Below are 18,567 nucleotides of genomic sequence, written 5' to 3'. Positions count from 1 at the left end.
AGTCTTTTGAAAAATAACTCTGACTACCGATACAAAAGTTAATGTAGTGCCGGATTATTGTCGGATTTGTTTACATATTGTCTATAAAGCAAACCACAGTGATACGCCAACTTAATGCCTTATAAAGATATTTTTAAAACGGCATTTTTTATGCTTAATACAAGATGAATCCCATTAACTTAGTTTTTAGGAGTACGGCCATGACAACTCAACACACAAATACAGTAGATAACTCATGGACAATATTTATCGAAATCTTGAGCGATGAATTCACTGCAAAAACCGGGTTCGGGGTGTATGCCCATATCACGCCGCTAGATGTCGACCAAGCTTACCAACAATATCGACTACGCAATGCGCCGATGCGGCTATTTGCCCGCGACTACGTTCGAACTTATGCTTAAAAGTATTCGTTAGTTAGGGTTAATGATTGATAGGGAGTTAAAGATTTTGCATTGAGTAATAAAAATGCCAGCCGATAACCAAGCCAAAAAGGTTAGAACGACAATGCTGACATAACAGACACAAGCATAAATTTACTTTGAGGGAATGATCATGAAAAACATAGTTTTGATGTTTGATATCATTGTTCAACTCACATTACTCGTGGTGTTGCTTTTTAACCGTAAGTCATATTTACACTGTATTGGGTTTGACAGCTAGTCAAGGTATGAACTGTTTATTCAGATTTTTGTAAATAGAGCTGAGGCAGTCCCTGAAACAAAGAGTGGACTGCCTCAAGCCCAGTCAAGTAGCGTACCTGACTTTGTTACCATGATGCGGGGATGCCGCGGCATCCCCCGCTCAGTCCCGATGCCAAATCAATTTGCCATCCTTGTAAACCGACTTGACCCGATGCAACGGAATGGTATGCGTTTGACCCTCGCAATCGATCAGTTCGAAAACGCCTGGAGCATCCTTTGGAAACGCAATTTCGCGAAACGGAACGCGGATGATTTCGTGCTCAATCCGGTCGTAATAACCGATAACGAATTCGCCTTGACCAAATTCCTGATCCCAGCGGATACGATGCAAGAGATCTTGAATCGGAATCATAATCGCATTACCCGCTTGGAAGGACTTTGACCAAACCGGTTCCGTCGGCGGCCAAAGCGATATCTATCCGTGCGAGTCCGAAATGTTCAACCACCCAGGCGTTAGTGACTAGGTGCGGACTGATACGCTCGACACTAAAGACGGATTCGCCCCGGCACAACGCGGCCGGCAAGATCAACTGATCGGCGAGATGCTGCTCCAGGGCCGAACCCGAGCGATAGTGATGCAAGAGCGCGGAACAGACCTCCTCGGCGACTAGCTCAGCGTGCTTGCCGCGTTTGCCTTGGATGCCGAAGCCGGCCAAGCTGTTTTCATAATGCGCCGTCAAATACAAACCGGCGCCGGGACAGGCCGCTTTTAAAACGACCGCCTCGATTTGGGCCGTGATCCCGGCCTGCTCCAAAAGATCGCGCGCACGGAAAGCCATGCGTTCGCAAATATGAGCCGGTAGTTTTGCGGCCAGGGCGCGTCCCGTAACCGCAAGCAGCGAACCGCGATGTTCCAGACGCAGGGGAAGCAATTTCCCGGATCCCGTAATTCGCAGCTTCACTTCTCCTTGTCCTATCGGGTACCAGCCGGATCGCACGAGAGAAAGCTCGGCACTCACACCCATCCGGGCAAGCGTAGGCAGCCAGACATCGTGCACATAATCGAATGAAGGGCTCATGTCAACGTGCGTGCCTCCTCGCAACGTGACGGTAGATACACCCTTAGCCAGCGCCAGCGGGGACAGCAAGGTTTGCAGCACCAGCATGACCGCGCCGGCGCTGCCGCCATCCCGTGCCTGGGCCACATCAAGAAAATAATCCCCGGCCCAGACCGGCTTGCGAGGGATGAATTGCAGCGTTTGCGAATCGAGTTCCGCACCCTTCACTTCAGCGTCGCAGAGCATCGCCGCTGCCCTAACCGAAGTCAGATGCTGCGCCGCCAGCCCCGGTTTTTTCCTGTTTGCGCGGAGGTTATCGATGCGTATCGGACGCCCGGTGATGGCAGCCAGACTCAATGCGCTGCGCAGAATTTGCCCACCGCCTTCGCCGTAGGAACCGTCGATGATTAGCTGGTCTGTCATATATTAAATCTCCCGTAAAAGGATGATCGAAAATAGCAGTTAAATTTTGAAAATCGGGGTTAATGACCTCGTCTAAAGCGCCTAATGTTGGTATCCAGCCTATACAACTGACATTTCATTTTAAGCCAAGTTGGGTATGCATTGCATATCTAGGACTTTAGCTATCCCCCGAATAAGTTCACTGTACATGTGGTTATGAATCATATTTCCTTTTGCATTTTCACCAACAACTTGAAACATGCCTGGTAGAGCAAGTATTCAATGTCTTTCCGATCAAACACTGGCCGAAAACCGAAAAATGCTCTCCACGAAATGATACGGCTGAGATATTGGCCCCATTTCATTTTCTCAGTTACCGAGAAAGTGGCTTTTGTATTTTGTGTCGTTAATGAATAGAGCCGGGATGCCACCGTGATTTTTGGGCGCCAGAAAATAGGGAAGCCGATTTCGCCCAAAGACACATCCCAGGCACCGCCAGACTGGAAATGTGGGATTACGACGTCCAGCACAAGGTCGGTAGCTAGGGGCACTGTAACGCTATGAACAGGAGCCAATGAAAATATTTCCGTCAAGCTCTGACGCAATGCGGTGTCTAGGTTTGCATCTTCAAACAAACCCTTTTCATCGAAATGCCGCTTCAGATCGGTTCTCGGTGCGACCGCTAGCACGCCAAGAAACACGCGGGGCCTTTCCCTTTTAAAATATCTTCCGAGCACCACCGGCCTCTTCATGATTCATAACGACTGCCGCTGGGCCGGATTATTAGGTGCTGGATGCATTGAAGAATATCTCCGCATTTTTTGCAATTTGTTCCAATTGCCCGAATTCACTCTCCAGCGAGTAACCCGGATGGAGCTTGTGGAATCCGGGACAAACGGAGCCATTCTCGTTTGATTATTCCCCATACTCATATTGTCCGACCAAATCATTACCTCCACCACCCCAATCCCGTGGATAAATATTCTTTGCCACAAAACGATGGAAACTCGAATGGGGCCAATCGCAGACTCTTTGGACATAGCCGTGTTTGACGGGATTGTAATGGATATAATCAACATGGCGGGAAAAATCGCTTTCGTCACGAATCGTATGTTCCCAGAAGCGGCGTTGCCAGAAATCATATTCGCCTTTGGCGTTGCGCCCAGGAATTAACGTGGACTTGGCAAGCTGGTGCGAGAAATAGCCTTTGATCGAACGCCAGCGCGTCGAATAGTCAGAATCGCCGGGCGGCAATGTCCAAATGGTATGCATGTGCTCGGGTAACACTACCCACGCCTCGATCATGAACGGTTTAGCCAATCGTGTCCTTTGTACCGCTTCGCGCAAAAGATCAATCTGCTCGGTTAACAAGGCTGATTTTCGGTCCCTCAATGTGACGGTAAAGAAGTACGTTCCACCCGCAAGGCGGTTGCGTCGATATAGCACCATAGACTAACCTCAAAAGTAGCTCTCATGACGCGCCGCAGAATGGGAGGATTCGGCGTCTCCGTTTGTCCCGGATTCCGCAAGCTCCATCCGGGCTACTTGCTTGTTATAGCCTGATATTGTGCCATTCATGTGTGCAACCGTCTTTGCATTGGCTCTCTCGACGCCGTTTATCCGCAACTCTAAACACTGACAGAAGAAGGACAAAACCCCGTCGTTTATCGGGTTCGCACATATTTAATATTTTTTGCCTTACTTCATTAAATGGCTTGTTCTTTACAAGAACACAAGGAGAATAGGTTTCCTTTAAACCGGATTCCTTTAGGCCAGCCTCTATATCTTCTTTCGTAGGGTGAGCCTGAGATACACAACGGTCTAGTGCTCTCATTATTTCATTTTGCAAATTTAAATCAGACTCATCGTACCAGGCCAGCCCTTCATTTAGAGAGACTACCCCCTGCACAATTCTATTAATCTTGAGCTCTGTCTCATTCATGGTTGTGGTTATAGCGTATAGCTAACCGGGCGCGGCCCGGAAAGCTGAAAAAATAAAACCGCTTTATAACCGCGCTCCGGTTGAGCGTAGGGTTATGCACTAAGCGACCCTGGCTTTTTGCGCTATTTTCCAGTGAATTACTAATGTTACTCCCGCAACAAGCAGAAACATGAAACACCGAATTAGGGACTGAAAGCCTTCTCGCTTTTCCCCCATAATTTCGATAGCAAATGCTTCGAGTCTTTGCTTGGTTAATTCTTCTTCACTTGGCTTAATTTTCTCTTTTTCGTCTTTTGAGCATGAAATCTTATTTTTCCAATAAGCTTCATTGGTTTGATAGTTGTCGTATTCATACGACCTTAATGTTAGCTCTGGCGTTACGATTTCAAATATTGAGTAACCTGCTATACCACCTGAAATAACAAGGCAAACCATAGCAGCAAAACATACTGATAGCGCATAAATTTCCAACTTTGATTTCATTTTTACATCCTCTTTTGGTCAAACTGGATGAGCGATTATCACAGTGCATAACGTGGAGTTCAGGGGCGCGTCGCTGAACGTTGCTTGTTTAACCGATATGTCCCGCGTCCCCTGGAACGAAGCAAGTAGCCCGGATGAAACGCAGTGGAATCCGGGATAATCGGAGCCACGTTTGCCCCCGGATTCCGCAAGCTCCATCCGGGCTACTTGCTTGAGCGACTTGTTCGGTAATTACTTCTTCCTTCTTCTGAGTTTTGTACATGCAAGGCTCGCTATACCCGTGCTAAGGAGCAGCGTGGTGGCTGGTTCGGGGATAGGGGCAGGGGTTGCAAGGTAAGCAACAGAATTCAAAAAAATACTTCTTGAAGTCTCAGAGAGGAGAGGGGCTGCCGGAACGCCAGGGTAGGAACTAAGAAAGATCTCTTCATCGCCGATAAGAACAGCTCTACCGCTGCCGACCTCGAATGTTGCGCCTAAAACTCCAGGTCCTCCATCATTGATAGCTGCTTTTCCATTGGGACCTACATCTGCTAAATATCCATGGTACGGAACCTGAAAAGTTGCTCCTGGGGACAAAGATCCAAATGGACCTGTTGCTATTGGCGAGAACCCATCCGTGATTGTTGCGTTAAGCCATGCGCCGCCATGTATTCCACCCGGCATTGCATTAAAAGTTGCGGCAAAATCGTTAATGCTATTTCCAAACACGAATAGGCCTCCCCCCGCGCTCACAAAAGAGTGAAGAAGCTCTAACTCAGCATTACTTGGTTTTGCTGATGAAGCCAACCAAAAGAATATATCAGCAGAGGCCAGCGTATCTTCCGTTATCCCGGTTACTGCTGGCAAAAAAATAATTTGCTCCTTTACTATTCCATCTGGTCCGAACTTACTGGGATTGAGGAGATCACTCCTCAAAACACTGTAGCCTGAATTACTCGTGAAGCTTACTAATGATCTGCTGGCGTCGAGTGAGAGTACATTAATAGTACCAGCTTTTGCAAATGGCGCAAAAGCCGTGGTAAGAAGGCAGATAAGGACTAATTGAAAACTCTTTCGACTCATGTTTTTTTCTCTTGTTATTAGTTTGTTCATGTTCAGCGAGACCACCTCACCGAACATAAAATAGACACCTACCCAGGTGTATGTTAAGTTTCAACCGTCGGCATAAAGCCGCCCGGATAATCCGTTAGGTAAAATGCTATATTAATTACTAATTGATAGCAACCTTTCAGGCAAACTAAAAACACACCTCCCATACACGTGATCTATCCGCTGTAAACAGCCTATCAATCCACCGGCAATATCAAATAATCCGTCCACTTAGTCTCGCCGCCCGCTTGCTCCGGGCTTGGCAGCATTGCCACATTCCAGCCGCCGCCCAAGGCCTTGACCAGCAGAACCGAGGACGATAGCCGTTGGCCCTGTAGCTGCACGGCGGTTTGGCGATTGGATAAGGCTGCGGCTTGCGCGATTATCACCTCCAGATAACTGACGGTTCCCGCCTGATACTGATTGGTGATCAGCGCCAGCGCTTGGTTGGCTGCGGCGACGGCTTTGTCCTGCACCTGCTTTTCTTCATCCAGTATCCGCAACGCGGCCAGATTGTCTTCCACTTCCTGAAACCCGGTCAGCACCGTTTGCCGGTAAGCGGCAACACTGGCGTCGAAACTGTCTATAGCCTGTTTGTACTGGGCGTTCTTAGCGCCGCCGTCAAACAATGTCAACGCCGCACCGGCCGGACCCAAAGCCCAATAGCGGCGGGCAATCGTAAACAAGGTTTCGATGGTCGGAGATTGAAAACCATTGGTGAGGGCCAGATTCAATGTCGGGTAATAAGCCGCCTTGGCTACGCCGATCTGGGCGTTGGCGGCGGCGATGTTGCGTTCGGCGGCGGCAATGTCGGGACGCCGTTCCAGCAGCTCCGAAGGCAGGCTGAGCGGAATCGGCGGCGGTTGCATGTCCAGCGGCGCAGCAGGCAAGGTCAGTTCGGCCGGAGTACGGCCGATCAATACCGCAATCGCATGTTCCAGTTTTGACCGCTGCACACCGAGATCAATCGCTTGGGCGCGTGCCGATTCCAGTTGGGTTTCGGCCTGCATCACGTCGCTTTTGCCGACCATGCCGACCGCATAGCGGTTTTTGATGATTTGCAGGGTTCGACTGTAAGCCGCCACAGTCTCGTCCAGCAAGGCTTTTTGCGCATCCAATGCCCTTAACTGAAAGTAATCGTCGGCCAATGCCGCTTCGCTGGACAGACGCAACGCCTGCATAGTGGCGGCGCTGGCTTGGGCGCTGCCGGTGTTGGCTTCGACTTGGCGGCCGACGCTGCCCCACAAATCCGGCTCCCAAGCCATTGACACAGCGCTGCTGAACAGATTCCTAACCCCTGACACCGCTACGCTTTGGCCGCTGGCGGCACGGAAACGGTTAAAAGCGGCGGTCAGGTTGATTATCGGTAAATAAGCCGATTGCGCCGACTGCACCAGATGCTGGGCTTGGCGATATTGCGCTTCGGCCTGGATCAGCGACTGATTGGCGGTGGCAACTTGTTCTTCCAATTCATTAAGCCGGGGATCGTTGAAAATTTCCCACCATTTACCGGACAGCATCGTGTCGCGAGGCTGCGCCTGTTTCCAACCTTTGCTTTCCTTAAACTCATTGGAAATCTTTGCTTCCGGACGGACATAGTCGGGACCTACCATGCACCCGGCCAGTTGTGCGGTTAATAGGGCATAAATCAGGGGTTGGCGAATGCGAACTGTCATGTAAGTCTCAGGGATAAATAGCTAACAAAAAAATCTTAAAATTCACCAGGGAGACACGAAGTTTTCACCCTCATTTTCTTCATGAACTTCATGCTCTTCATAGTTTTATGCCTTAGCATGATGCGTATGAGTTGCGTCCCCAATGTTTCTGTGATGAGTAAATAAAGTAGTCGAACTTAGCCAATAAATTAAACAATTACCACGAAGAGCATGAAGGGCATGAAGACTCAAATCCTTCATGCCTTTCATGTTCTTCATGGTTTAAAAATAAAACTGGCTCAAGTTGTTTCATACACGTTCCTAAACGGACTTATTCCCTTGAGAAGCAGTGCGGTTAAAAAACCGACCACCAAACCACAGCCGGAAACGGTCCAGGTAAAGGTAAACGACCGGCGTTGTATACAATGTCAGCATTTGGCTGAAAATCAGGCCGCCGACAATCGAAATGCCCAGCGGCTGACGCAGTTCCGCACCGTAACCGCTGCCCAACGCCAGCGGCAGCGCGCCGAACATCGCGGCCAGCGTGGTCATCATGATCGGCCGAAAACGCAGCAGGCAGGCTTGAAAAATCGCCTCGCGCGAATCCAAGCCGTGTTCGCGTTCGGCAAACAACGCAAAATCGATCATCATGATCGCATTTTTTTTGACGATGCCGATCAGCAAAATCACTCCGATCAGCGCAATGATGCTGAACTCCGAACCGCAAGCCATCAGCGCCAGCAACGCGCCGACCCCGGCGGAAGGCAGCGTCGATAAAATCGTCAACGGATGAACATAGCTTTCGTAGAGCACGCCCAGCACGATGTAAATGCTGACCAGTGCGGCCAGGATCAACCAGGGCTGGTTGCGCAACGATTCCTGAAAGGCTTTGGCCGATCCCTGGAAGCTGCCTTGGATAGCATTCGGCACGCCGATGTCGCGCATGGTTTTTTCGATCAATTGCGTGGCGGCGGATAGTGAGGTGCCGGGCTTAAGATTAAATGATAACGTCGCGGCAGCGAACTGGCCTTGATGATTAACAGTCAACGGCGTACTGGTCGGAGCGAAACTGGCCAACGCCGACAACGGCACCTGGAGCGAGCCTGGTAGTTCTCCGGCCGGCAAGCGCTTGGCGGGTACGCTGATATAGACCTGTTTCAGGGCTTCCGGGCTTTGCCAATATTCCGGAGCCAGCTCCATCACCACCCGGTACTGGTTGAGCGGATTATAGATCACTGAAACCTGGCGCTGACCGAAAGCATCGTTGAGACTCGCGTCAATCATGGCTTGGCTGACGCCGTAGCGCGCCGCCATAGCCCGGTCAACCACCAGGCCGATCTGCTGCCCCTTATCTTGTTGGCTGGTATTGACGTCTTTCAGTTCCGGCAATTTGGATAGTGCGGCCAGCACTTTCGGCATCCATTCCCTCAGCAGACCCAGATCATCGGATTGCAACGCATACTCAAACAAGCCGGCTGACATCCGGCCGCCTATACGCAGTTCCTGTGCAGGTGACAGCCGTAAGCTGGCTCCGGGAATGCGGCCGACCAGATTGCGCAGACGCTCCATGACGTTGTCTATCGAGTCCCGCTGTTCGTGCGGTTTCAGCACGACGAAAACCCTGGCGCTATTGCCGCTTTGCTGGCTGCCGGCAAACCCGGCTACGGTTTCGACTGCCGGGTCCTGCCGCACCAGCTCGGTAAATTCGTAGAATTTCTTCTGCAAGGCCCAAAACGAAGTGCCCTGGTCGGCTTGAACCTCGCCGAGCAACCTGCCGCCGTCCTGGGTCGGGAAAAAACCCTTGTCGATGACCGTATACAAATAAATATTGAAGCCTATCGTGCCGAGCAGGATCAGCATCATAATCCGTCCGTGGCGCAGCGCCCAACTCAGCGTATGTTGGTAAAAATTATGCATCAAATCAAAAGCCCCGCCGATGCTTTGATAAAGCTTGCCATGCTGAGGACTTTCCTTGCCCACCCAGCGCGCGCACAACATCGGCGTGACGGTCAGCGAGATCAGCAGCGACACCAGCACCGCCGCTGACAACGTCACTGCAAACTCCTTGAACAGGCGGCCGACCACGCCGCCCATCAACAAAATCGGCAGGAATACCGCGACCAGCGACACGCTCATCGCCAACACGGTAAAGCCGACTTCCCTGGCGGCCAACAGCGCGGCCTTGAACGGCGCCACGCCTTTTTCGATATGGCGCTTGGTGTTTTCCAATACCACAATCGCGTCGTCGACCACAAAGCCGGTGGAAATGGTCAAGGCCATCAAAGTCAGGTTGTTCAGGCTGTAATTGAAAAAATACATCGCCGCGCAAGCGCCGAGCAAGGACGCCGGCACCGCAATAATCGGCACCAAAGTGGAACGTATATCCCGCAAGAACAACAGCACCACCAAAATCACCAGCACTATCGCGATCAACAAACTGTGTTCGACTTCGGCAATAGAAGCCCGGATAGTCAGCGAGCGGTCGATAACCACCTCCAGATTGATCGCGCTCGGAATCGCAGCGCGCAGTTCCGGCAACATGGCCTGAACCTGATCGACGGTTTGAATCACGTTAGCTTGCGGTTGCTTTCTGAGAATCAGCAGCACCGAAGGCTTGCCGTTTTTCAAGCCGGCATTGCGCAAATCCTCGACCGAATCGACCACATCGCCGAGATCGGCGATCCTGACCGGTGAGCCGTTACGGTAGCTGACGATCAGCGGCAGGTAGTCCGCGGCTTTGCGGGCCTGGTCATTGGCCTGGATCTGCCAGCGTTGATCGCCGTTTTCCAGCACGCCTTTCGGGCGGGTAACGTTGGTTTGGGTGATCGTATTCCTGACATCCTCCAGGCCGATGCCGTATTTGCTCAGCGCGTTCGGGTTCAGTTCGACCCGCACCGCCGGTAACGCCGCGCCGCCGAGCTGCACTTGGCCGATGCCCGGAATCTGCGAAAGCTTCTGCACCAGGATCGTTGAGGCGGCATCGTACATCTGGCCCCGGCTGAGGGTGTCGGACGTCAGCGACAATATCAGGATCGGCGAATCGGATGGGTTATCGCGCCGGTAACTCGGGCGGTTCGGCATACCCGTCGGCAACAGGCTGGCAGCCGCATTGATAGCGGCCTGCACATCGCGGGCCGCGCCGTTGATGTCGCGGTCCAAATCGAATTGCAGCGTAATCTGGCTAGAACCCTGCGAACTGCTGGAGGTCATTTCGGTAATGCCGGCAATCCGGCCCAATGCCCGTTCCAGCGGCGTAGCGACCGTAGCCGCCATGGTTTCGGCGCTGGCGCCGGGCAGCTGGGCTTGTACGTTGATGGTCGGAAAATCGACTTGCGGCAGCGATGCCACCGGCAGGTTCAGGAACGCCAGAATACCGGCCAGGATGATCGCCAGCGTCAGCAGACTGGTCGCGACCGGACGGTAAATAAACAGCGCCGACAGGTTCATAGTTTTTTGTCCACGAAAGACACGAAAGTCACGAAAATTTTACTTAGGAATGTGCATGAAATAACTTGAGCAAGTTTTATTTTTAAACCATGAAGAACATGAAAGGCATGAAGGATTGAAGTCTTCATGTCCTTCATGCTCTTCATGGTAATTGCGTAAATTAATTTATGCCTATCGGTTACAAACCCCGATCGGCATTGAGCACGAAAATCTCGCCCAATGACTTTTCGTGTCTTTCGTGCTTTTCGTGGACAAATTAAATATCTTAAATTCATCACAAACTGCCGTCGCTTTCAGGCGGATTCAAGCGTAGCCAGCCGGACATGCGCCGGGCCAGACTGTCCATCCATAAATAAATGACCGGCGTGGTGTACAAGGTCAATAACTGGCTTAGCAACAAACCGCCGACCATGGTGATGCCCAGCGGATGGCGCAACTCCGAACCGACGCCGCTGCCCAGCATCAACGGCAATGCGCCGAGCAATGCGGCCAGTGTGGTCATCAGGATCGGCCGGAAACGCAGCAGGCAGGCCTGGAAAATCGCATCGCTCGGCGACATGCCTTGCTTGCGTTCAGCTTCCAACGCAAAATCGATCATCATGATCGCGTTCTTCTTGACGATGCCGATCAACAGGATAATGCCGATAATGCCGATGATGCCCAAGTCGCCGCCGGAAACGATCAAGGCCAGCAATGCGCCGACCCCGGCGGAAGGCAATGTGGACAGAATCGTCAGCGGGTGGATATAGCTTTCGTACAGCACGCCGAGCACGATATAAACGGTCACAATCGCGGCCAGGATCAGCCACAGGGTATTATCCAGCGAAGCGCTGAACGCCAGCGCAGCCCCTTGATAACTGGTGCGGATGCTTAACGGCAGGCCGATCTGCTGTTTGATGCGGTCGATCGCATCTACTGCATCGCCGAGCGCCGCGCCCGGAGCCAGGTTAAACGATAATGTCGCGACCGGGAACTGGTCGAGATGATTGATCGACAGCGGCGTCGGCCGCTCCGATATTTCGGCTATCGTTGACAGCGGTACCTGCGCACCGTTGCTGGACGGAATACGCAAGTCGTTCAAATCTTCCGGAGAACTTTGCGCGCTTGGGTCGACTTCCAGCACCACCCGGTATTGGTTGGACTGGGTGAAAATCGTCGATACCAGCCGTTGTCCGTAAGCGTTGTACAGCGTATCGTCTACCGCTGCGGTAGTGACGCCGAGACGGCTCGCAGTGCTGCGGTCGATGTTGACGAAAACCTGCCGGCCCTGATCCTGCACATCGCTAGTCACATCGGCAAACTCCGGCTGGCCGGAAAGCTCTTCGACAAGCTTATGCGTCCAGCGGTTCAGTTCATCAATGTCGGGCGTTTCCAGCGTAAATTGGTACTGGGTGCGGCTGACCCGGTTCTCCATCGTCAGATCCTGCACCGGCTGTAAATACAAGGTAACACCGGCCAAATCGGTCAGTTTGGGTTTCAACCTGGCGATCACTTCGCTGGCGCTCACTTTGCGTTCGGCTTGCGGTTTCAGGTTGATCAGGAAACGGCCGGCGTTGGGCGTGGTATTGACGCCGTCGACGCCGATAAACGACGACAGGCTGTCCACAGCCGGGTCCTCAAGCAGCAGCGCGGCCAACTTTTGCTGATGTTCGGCCATCGCCGCAAAAGATACGTTTTGCGGCGCTTCGGAAAAACCCTGGATGATACCGGTATCCTGTACCGGAAAAAATCCTTTCGGAATGAAAACATACAGCGCTACTGTCAAAGCGGCGGTCGCGAAAAACACCGCCAGGGTCAACGTTTGCCGCTGCATGACCCATTCCAGCGTGCGGCCGTAACCGGCGATCAACTTGTCGAACCAGTCGTTGCTGGGCTTTTCGGCATGTTCCGGTTTATGATGCAGCAGTTTTGCGCACATCATCGGCGTCAGCGTCAGCGACACGATTGCGGAAATCAAGATCGCTACCGCCAATGTAATCGCAAATTCCCTAAACAACCGCCCGACCACGTCGCTCATGAACAGCAGCGGAATCAGCACCGCGACCAGCGAAAAGGTCAACGAAATGATCGTAAAACCGATTTGTTCGGAGCCTTTCAACGCGGCTTTCAACGGCGACTCGCCTTTTTCGATATAGCGGGAGATATTCTCGATGACCACAATCGCGTCGTCGACCACGAAACCGGTCGCTATGGTCAGCGCCATCAGCGTCAGGTTGTTGATGCTGAACTCGGCCAGATACATCACCGCAAAGGTGCCGACCAACGACAACGGCACCGCGACGCCAGGAATGATAGTCGCCGGAACGTTGCGCAAAAACAGGAACATCACCATCACCACCAGCACCACCGCCAGCATCAGCTCGAACTGCACATCATGCACCGACGCGCGTATCGTCACGGTGCGGTCGGTCAGCGGCAGCACGTCGATATTGAGCGGTAGCGACGCCTGCAATTTCGGCAGCAGTTCCTTGATCCGGTCGACCACCTCGATCACGTTCGCGCCGGGCTGGCGCTGGATGTTGACGATCACCGCCGCGTTTTTATCGGCCCAGGCCGCCAGCCGGACGTTTTCCGCGCCGTCGATCACTTCGGCGACTTCGGACAGACGCACCGGCGCATTGTTGCGGTAGGCTACGACCAGATCGCGGTATTCGGCGGCCGAACGCAGCTGGTCGTTGCTATCGATGATCGCCGAGCGCATCGGCCCGCTGAACATGCCTTTGGGCTGGTTGACGTTGGCGGCTGCAATTGCGGTGCGCACGTCTTCGAGGCTGATGCCGTAAGCGGCCAGCGCTTTATGGTTGGCCTGAATCCGCACCGCCGGCCGCTGGCCGCCGCTGATGCTGACCATGCCGACGCCGGACAGCTGGGCGATTTTCTGCGCCAGCCGGGTGTCGACCAAGTCTTCGACCTTGAACAACGGCAAGGTTTTGGAGCTGACCGACAGCGTCATGATCGGCGTGTCGGCCGGATTGACCTTGCTGTAAATCGGCGCTTGCGGCAAATCGTTCGGCAGGAAGTTGCTGGCGGCATTAATCGCCGCCTGCACAGTCTGTTCGGCAATGTCCAAATCCAGGTTCAGGTTGAATTGCAAGGTAATCACCGACGCGCCGCCGGAGCTGGTCGACGACATCTGGGTGAGTCCGGGCATCTGGCCGAACTGGCGTTCCAGCGGCGCGGTGACCACCGACGTCATCACCTCGGGACTGGCGCCCGGATACAAGGTTACGACTTGTATAGTCGGATAATCGACTTGCGGCAGCGCCGACACCGGCAGCATCCGGTAAGCCAGAATGCCGACCAGCAACATAGCGACCATCAGCAACGACGTCGCTACCGGGCGCAGAATGAACAGCTGGGACGGATTGAAATTCGGCAGGTTAGGGTTTGCTGGGGTCATATTCAGTTTAGGAAATCATGTTGTCCACGAAAGACACGAAAAGCACGAAAATAGTCAGCAAGATGTCTCGTTCCCACGCGCAACGCTTGGGAACAAGAGAAGATGGCAGAGTAACGCAACATATTGATTCCCTTTTCGTGTCTTTCGTGTTTTTCGTGGACTTTCAGGTTCAAGGACGCCGGTTTTTTTTACGCGATTTGTCTTCGAAGTTGGTCTTTATATTCGGATCGGCCGCCACGGCCAGCCCGTCTTTTTGCGCAATATCGACCTGGCTGCCTTCGCGCAATCTGTCGGTGCCTTCTACCACCACCGTTTCGCCGGCGGCAAGATCGCTGAGCACCGCAACCTTGTCCGCTTCGGTTGGCCCCAAAGTAACGCGGCGCAGCTGTACGGTTTTTTCCGGGCCAACCACATAGACAAACGCGCCCTGGGTATCGTGCTGAATCGCGGCACTGGAAACCAGCGTCACACCAAGCAAGGTATCCAGGTGCATTTTGATATTGACGAATTGGTTGGCGAACAATGTGCGCTCGTTATTGTCGAATTGCGCTTTCAGTTTCAGCGTGCCGGTAGTGGAGTCGATCTGGTTATCGAGCGCCAGCAATTTGCCGTCGGCCAGCTTGATTTTACCGGCCCGGTCATAAGCCTCGACGAGGACCGGCTCGTTAGTCCGCCAGCGCTGCACGACCTGTTGCACTTTGTCTTCGGGCAAAGTGAACACGACACTGATAGGCTGGAGTTGGGTAATCACCACTAGGCCGTTAGTGTCATTGGCATGGACGATATTGCCCTGGTCGATTTGGCGCAATCCAACCCGTCCGGAAATCGGCGCGGTCAGCCGCGCATAGCTGAGCTGGAGCTTGGCGTTATTGACTTGGGCTTTATCCATTTCCACGGTGCCGCGGTACTGTTTGACCTGGGCCTCCTGGGTCATGGTTTGTTGAGCGGAAATCGAATCCTGTGCCAACAAGGTTAGGTAGCGCTCGTGGTCTATTTGGGCATTTTTCAGCAGCGCTTCATCTCGCAACAACTGGCCTTCGGCTTGTTGCAACTGGACTTGGAACGGACGCGGATCGATTTCGGCCAGCAAATCGCCTTCCTTGACCATCTGTCCTTCATTGAACGCCACCTTCACCAGTTCGCCGTCAACTCGGGGCCGCACGGTTACGGTGCGCAATGCGGTTACGGTGCCCAAGCCGTTCAAGTACACCGGAAAATCGGCTTTGCGCGCGGTTTCTATCGCTACTACCGCCGGTGCGTCATCGTCGTGGCCGCGCTTACCGCCTTTAGTATCGGATTTTGCATCGGGGGATGATGAATGCTGAAAATAAAAAACTGCGAAGATCAGTGCCAGCACGATCAACGTACCGGGCAATAAAAAAGCCTGGCGCCGGTTAGAAAGCGAAAGTAATTCGTGGCGGTTGTGTTGACTCATACGGACGTTTTCAATTAAGGGTTTGAGAGCGGATAGCTTGAATACCGGCCAGCGAGAATTGCACGACGTGTTCGGCAAAGGCCTTGATGTCGCTTAAATCGCTCGGATGGCTGCGAAACGGCCGGGCACTTTGCATGTGCTTTAATCGCAACAGCTGGAAACATTGGCCCATGATGCTGGCGTGACAGTATTGGATTTGTTGCTCGCTGACCGCCTGTCCCAGGCATTCTTTCAGCAAAGCGAACATCTGCATGCGTTGAGGGTTGATTTCCTTTTCCAGAATATCGGCCAGCAGCCGGGTAGGTTGCGCCATTTCCTTATGAATGATCGCGAACGAATAAGAATTCTCATCGCCGATACGGCGGACCAGGGATTTAATTCGCTCGGCCAGCCGCTGTTCCGCCGGTGCATCGTTCGCCAGGCCGCCGTCGGGCGGATATAGAGCAAGCTCCTGATTAAAAGCAAAGCGCCAGGATTCCAGGTAGAGAGTTTCCTTATCGCGGAAATGATAATTGACCGAGGCAATATTGGCTTTTGCCTGCCCGCAGATTTCGGCTATCGTCGCGTCCTGAAAGCCTTTCTCGGCAAAGATTCGGCTGGCTACGGTTAACAACCGAGTACGGGTTTTTTCCGGCTTGGTTTTAAGGTTGGGCATGCAGGTAAATTGATCGAAACAGACTTATTAATTTGTTTGCTAATTGTAATTGAAATCTGTAATTTAAATACGTATTTTAAATTGAGCAATCTTTATACCATGTTTTATCATGTTGATTTTTGCCTGTTTTTTTATTCACGATCCAGAATTAATTGCCCGGAAATCAACAGCGGTTACGCAAGTGCTGCTTATCAGCCAACAGAAAATTATTCATCGCGAAGGACACGAGCTCTATTTTTTAGTCTTGTTAATAATTCACCCCAAGCGGGAAACACTCCGGTGTGCAGACCTTCCAGGTTTTAAAAACCTGGAAGGTCTAACTCGCAACGTTCTCCCCAGGTGGGACGGGATTTATAATCTCGTTCCTAACTCCCCATTATGCCGGAGCATGCAAACGATAAAAATAAGCTGGCCCGGTAATGGTAGATCAGGACAAAAGCCTTGCACTTTCGCCCTGATCCGGATCGGACCGGTTATTTGACGACTACAGGTTGGCCAATAGCAATACGAAGATCGGCCAGCGTGACCACGCGCGGACCGTGCAAAGCAGCAATCTGGGCGACATCCAATTTCAGATTTTGGATATTTTGGTACAGATTCACTGAATAGGGGTTCGGTTTGGCCGGCGGCACATTGGCTGCGGTAGGCGTATAGGCGTCGGCTTCGACCAAAATTTTCTCTTTCGGTAGGTAGACCAATAAGAAAGCATCGTTGTGGCCATTGCCGGCTATAGAATGGAGTTCGATCTTGCGTTTGCCGTCCGACAGCTCGTATTTGCCGGTAAAAGTATCAAAACGGGCAGGCTTAAGCGATTTGGCCAACCGGTCGGGATTGATCGTGCGCGGCGCGGCCCAAATTTTTTCATAATACGGCCGGTTTGCTTGCTCAGTAACGATGGTCGAGCCTTCATCGACAAACGTGCGCAAGCCGCCGGCATGATCGAAATGGGCATGGGTGTTGACCAAGTATTTGATCGGTTTGTTCGGGATGATCTCCTTGAGTTTATTAATCACGGCCTGCGAGCGTTCTTCATTTTGCGGCGCTTCGACCAGCACAATATGGTCCCGCTGGTCGATCGCGACGCTGTGATGGCTGCCGCCGGTCAAATAGAAAACGCCATCGGCCAGTTTGTTGGCGGTCACGACCACAGCCGGCGCCTTGGCGACTTGCGGGGGTATTGCAATATCGACCGCCGGGTTCGTTTTGACGGCCGAGACGTTGATGTCCAGCACCGGATAGCCGCCCTGGCTGCGGACGATATGCGCCGGGAACTGGATGCCGTCGAAATCTTTGTAATCGCTGTAACGGGTTTCGACCAAGGTGTCGCCGAGCACCGGATTATCGATCCAGGTCTGTACCCGTTCGAGCTGGCTGTTGGCGTTGATCGTGCCGACATAGCGATACTTGCCGCCGATAGTGAACGAGACTTCGGTGCTGTTGCCGGTTTCTTTCGAAGCCGCATTATTGATCTTGGCCGCTTTCAGAAAACCTTGCGGGCTGGCCCAGATTTCCGCCAAACGTTCTTCGACAGCAGCAGGCTGCGCGCTAGGAGTTGGCGCGGCGTTACCGGCAGCGGCCACGTTCCAGGCGGTGTTGCCGCTGACGTATTGCTCAACTTTTTGTTCGACCGGTGCAGGGCGCAAGCGGCCGGGTTCCACGATCTGGCTGCGGGTGATTTGCACCTTGGCGCTGGCCGTATCGTAATTAATATCGGCCGTATAATTTTTCAGCTCGAACGGCGGCCAAGGCGAGCCCGGATTCGGCGCCTGGCCGAATTGGTACCAGCGGCCGGTGCCTGAAAATTCGATGGCTTTGATATTGTCGGTGCCGGAAGCGTCGGATGCCGCCTGCAAGCCCTGCGTTGGCAGCGAACTGCAACCGGCCCCGGTCAATACCGCAGCCAAGCCAACAACGGTGTATAGCGATTTATGCATGAACCCTCCTTGGGTTTAAATGATGAAAACGATTGGAACCAATCAGGTATATTGCAAGAGGCATACCAGTCGGCACTGGTCAGGGAAAAGCCCGGCATTGTTGCCTTGGATAGTAAAAAGCGCTTGGCTTGTTCTGACGCCATGCTGGAAAACCAGCAGCTTTTGTTGAGGTGCTGCTTCTATCGGAGCAGTTTTACGGCGGTGTTCGAAAATAGAACACGGATGACACTGATTAGGCGGATTCAAACGGAATTATCAGTGATTGAATACGTGGCTGTAGGGCGCGCCGTGCTCGCCTTGACCCCAGCCAATAAACCAAAAGACTATTCACCACATAATAAAGAACGAAGTTTTTTTGTGCAGCCTTAGAACCTGGTAGTCATAGGGGCGACCGGCCGGTCGCCCCTACACGCGTTTAATTTA

General features: G+C 52.7%; 15 protein-coding genes. 2 read left to right on the top strand and 13 right to left on the bottom strand.

Going from position 1 to position 18,567, the window contains the following annotated elements; genetic code table 11:
* Window positions 1-200: 200 nt before the first annotated feature.
* Window positions 201-404 carry a hypothetical protein gene (locus tag EPO18_RS01880; RefSeq protein WP_292429733.1) on the top strand — a complete coding sequence of 68 codons (204 nt, stop codon included), beginning with the start codon at window positions 201-203 and terminating at the stop codon, window positions 402-404.
* Between the two features lie 400 nt (window positions 405-804).
* Here the strand turns inward: EPO18_RS01880 and EPO18_RS01875 are convergent, their stop codons facing one another.
* From EPO18_RS01875 to EPO18_RS01815, 13 genes are all read right to left on the bottom strand, one after another.
* Window positions 805-1,056 (bottom strand): DUF504 domain-containing protein, encoded by a 252-nt coding sequence (locus EPO18_RS01875; RefSeq protein WP_292429731.1) that lies wholly within the window; start codon window positions 1,054-1,056, stop codon window positions 805-807.
* A 7-nt stretch (window positions 1,057-1,063) separates the two neighbouring features.
* Window positions 1,064-2,125 carry an RNA 3'-terminal phosphate cyclase gene (rtcA, locus tag EPO18_RS01870; RefSeq protein WP_292429727.1) on the bottom strand — a complete coding sequence of 354 codons (1,062 nt, stop codon included), beginning with the start codon at window positions 2,123-2,125 and terminating at the stop codon, window positions 1,064-1,066.
* A gap of 200 nt (window positions 2,126-2,325) precedes the next feature.
* Window positions 2,326-2,856 carry a hypothetical protein gene (locus EPO18_RS01865; RefSeq protein WP_292429724.1) on the bottom strand — a complete coding sequence of 177 codons (531 nt, stop codon included), beginning with the start codon at window positions 2,854-2,856 and terminating at the stop codon, window positions 2,326-2,328.
* Window positions 2,857-3,019: 163 nt separating this feature from the next.
* Complete coding sequence (locus EPO18_RS01860) at window positions 3,020-3,553, bottom strand: REP-associated tyrosine transposase (RefSeq protein ID WP_292429722.1); 534 nt, start codon at window positions 3,551-3,553, stop codon at window positions 3,020-3,022.
* Window positions 3,554-3,656: 103 nt separating this feature from the next.
* Window positions 3,657-4,046: a DUF5958 family protein gene (locus EPO18_RS01855; RefSeq protein WP_292429719.1), complete on the bottom strand. Its 390-nt coding sequence runs from the start codon at window positions 4,044-4,046 to the stop codon at window positions 3,657-3,659.
* 99 nt (window positions 4,047-4,145) lie between these two features.
* A complete protein-coding gene (locus EPO18_RS01850; RefSeq protein WP_292429716.1) occupies window positions 4,146-4,529 on the bottom strand; it encodes a hypothetical protein in 384 nt (127 codons plus the stop codon).
* A 231-nt stretch (window positions 4,530-4,760) separates the two neighbouring features.
* On the bottom strand, window positions 4,761-5,648 hold the full coding sequence (locus EPO18_RS01845) for a PEP-CTERM sorting domain-containing protein (RefSeq protein ID WP_292429713.1): 888 nt from the start codon (window positions 5,646-5,648) through the stop codon (window positions 4,761-4,763).
* 167 nt (window positions 5,649-5,815) lie between these two features.
* A complete protein-coding gene (locus EPO18_RS01840) occupies window positions 5,816-7,294 on the bottom strand; it encodes an efflux transporter outer membrane subunit (RefSeq protein WP_292429710.1) in 1,479 nt (492 codons plus the stop codon).
* 300 nt (window positions 7,295-7,594) lie between these two features.
* Entirely contained in the window at window positions 7,595-10,720 is a 3,126-nt protein-coding gene (locus EPO18_RS01835) for a multidrug efflux RND transporter permease subunit (RefSeq protein ID WP_292429707.1), read from the bottom strand.
* Window positions 10,721-10,994: 274 nt separating this feature from the next.
* Window positions 10,995-14,120 (bottom strand): MdtB/MuxB family multidrug efflux RND transporter permease subunit, encoded by a 3,126-nt coding sequence (locus tag EPO18_RS01830; protein WP_292429704.1) that lies wholly within the window; start codon window positions 14,118-14,120, stop codon window positions 10,995-10,997.
* 169 nt (window positions 14,121-14,289) lie between these two features.
* Window positions 14,290-15,555, bottom strand: coding sequence for an MdtA/MuxA family multidrug efflux RND transporter periplasmic adaptor subunit (locus EPO18_RS01825; RefSeq protein WP_292429701.1), 1,266 nt, complete (start codon window positions 15,553-15,555; stop codon window positions 14,290-14,292).
* A gap of 10 nt (window positions 15,556-15,565) precedes the next feature.
* Window positions 15,566-16,210: a TetR/AcrR family transcriptional regulator gene (locus EPO18_RS01820; RefSeq protein WP_292429698.1), complete on the bottom strand. Its 645-nt coding sequence runs from the start codon at window positions 16,208-16,210 to the stop codon at window positions 15,566-15,568.
* A gap of 473 nt (window positions 16,211-16,683) precedes the next feature.
* A complete protein-coding gene (locus EPO18_RS01815; RefSeq protein WP_292429696.1) occupies window positions 16,684-18,144 on the bottom strand; it encodes an MBL fold metallo-hydrolase in 1,461 nt (486 codons plus the stop codon).
* Between EPO18_RS01815 and EPO18_RS01810 the strand changes: the two genes are divergently transcribed.
* Window positions 18,139-18,513 carry a hypothetical protein gene (locus tag EPO18_RS01810; protein ID WP_292429693.1) on the top strand — a complete coding sequence of 125 codons (375 nt, stop codon included), beginning with the start codon at window positions 18,139-18,141 and terminating at the stop codon, window positions 18,511-18,513. The two genes, EPO18_RS01815 and EPO18_RS01810, sit on opposite strands and share 6 nt — an antisense overlap.
* Window positions 18,514-18,567 lie beyond the last annotated feature (54 nt).

Source organism: Methylobacter sp. (assembly GCF_004322395.1).
Taxonomy (GTDB): domain Bacteria; phylum Pseudomonadota; class Gammaproteobacteria; order Methylococcales; family Methylomonadaceae; genus Methylobacter_A.
The sequence above is the reverse complement of the archived record's forward strand: the minus strand, read 5'-3'. Positions and strand labels throughout refer to the sequence as shown.

What these genes read in the sequence shown, in the direction of transcription:
- EPO18_RS01845 (WP_292429713.1), bottom strand. Translation starts at nt 5,648, where the DNA reads ATGTTCGGTGAGGTGGTCTCGCTGAACATGAACAAACTAATAACAAGA.
- EPO18_RS01840 (WP_292429710.1), bottom strand. Translation starts at nt 7,294, where the DNA reads ATGACAGTTCGCATTCGCCAACCCCTGATTTATGCCCTATTAACCGCA.
- EPO18_RS01860 (WP_292429722.1), bottom strand. Translation starts at nt 3,553, where the DNA reads ATGGTGCTATATCGACGCAACCGCCTTGCGGGTGGAACGTACTTCTTT.
- EPO18_RS01855 (WP_292429719.1), bottom strand. Translation starts at nt 4,046, where the DNA reads ATGAATGAGACAGAGCTCAAGATTAATAGAATTGTGCAGGGGGTAGTC.
- rtcA (WP_292429727.1), bottom strand. Translation starts at nt 2,125, where the DNA reads ATGACAGACCAGCTAATCATCGACGGTTCCTACGGCGAAGGCGGTGGG.
- EPO18_RS01875 (WP_292429731.1), bottom strand. Translation starts at nt 1,056, where the DNA reads ATGATTCCGATTCAAGATCTCTTGCATCGTATCCGCTGGGATCAGGAA.
- EPO18_RS01820 (WP_292429698.1), bottom strand. Translation starts at nt 16,210, where the DNA reads ATGCCCAACCTTAAAACCAAGCCGGAAAAAACCCGTACTCGGTTGTTA.
- EPO18_RS01865 (WP_292429724.1), bottom strand. Translation starts at nt 2,856, where the DNA reads ATGAAGAGGCCGGTGGTGCTCGGAAGATATTTTAAAAGGGAAAGGCCC.
- EPO18_RS01815 (WP_292429696.1), bottom strand. Translation starts at nt 18,144, where the DNA reads ATGCATAAATCGCTATACACCGTTGTTGGCTTGGCTGCGGTATTGACC.
- EPO18_RS01810 (WP_292429693.1), top strand. Translation starts at nt 18,139, where the DNA reads ATGCATGAACCCTCCTTGGGTTTAAATGATGAAAACGATTGGAACCAA.
- EPO18_RS01880 (WP_292429733.1), top strand. Translation starts at nt 201, where the DNA reads ATGACAACTCAACACACAAATACAGTAGATAACTCATGGACAATATTT.
- EPO18_RS01835 (WP_292429707.1), bottom strand. Translation starts at nt 10,720, where the DNA reads ATGAACCTGTCGGCGCTGTTTATTTACCGTCCGGTCGCGACCAGTCTG.
- EPO18_RS01830 (WP_292429704.1), bottom strand. Translation starts at nt 14,120, where the DNA reads ATGACCCCAGCAAACCCTAACCTGCCGAATTTCAATCCGTCCCAGCTG.
- EPO18_RS01850 (WP_292429716.1), bottom strand. Translation starts at nt 4,529, where the DNA reads ATGAAATCAAAGTTGGAAATTTATGCGCTATCAGTATGTTTTGCTGCT.
- EPO18_RS01825 (WP_292429701.1), bottom strand. Translation starts at nt 15,555, where the DNA reads ATGAGTCAACACAACCGCCACGAATTACTTTCGCTTTCTAACCGGCGC.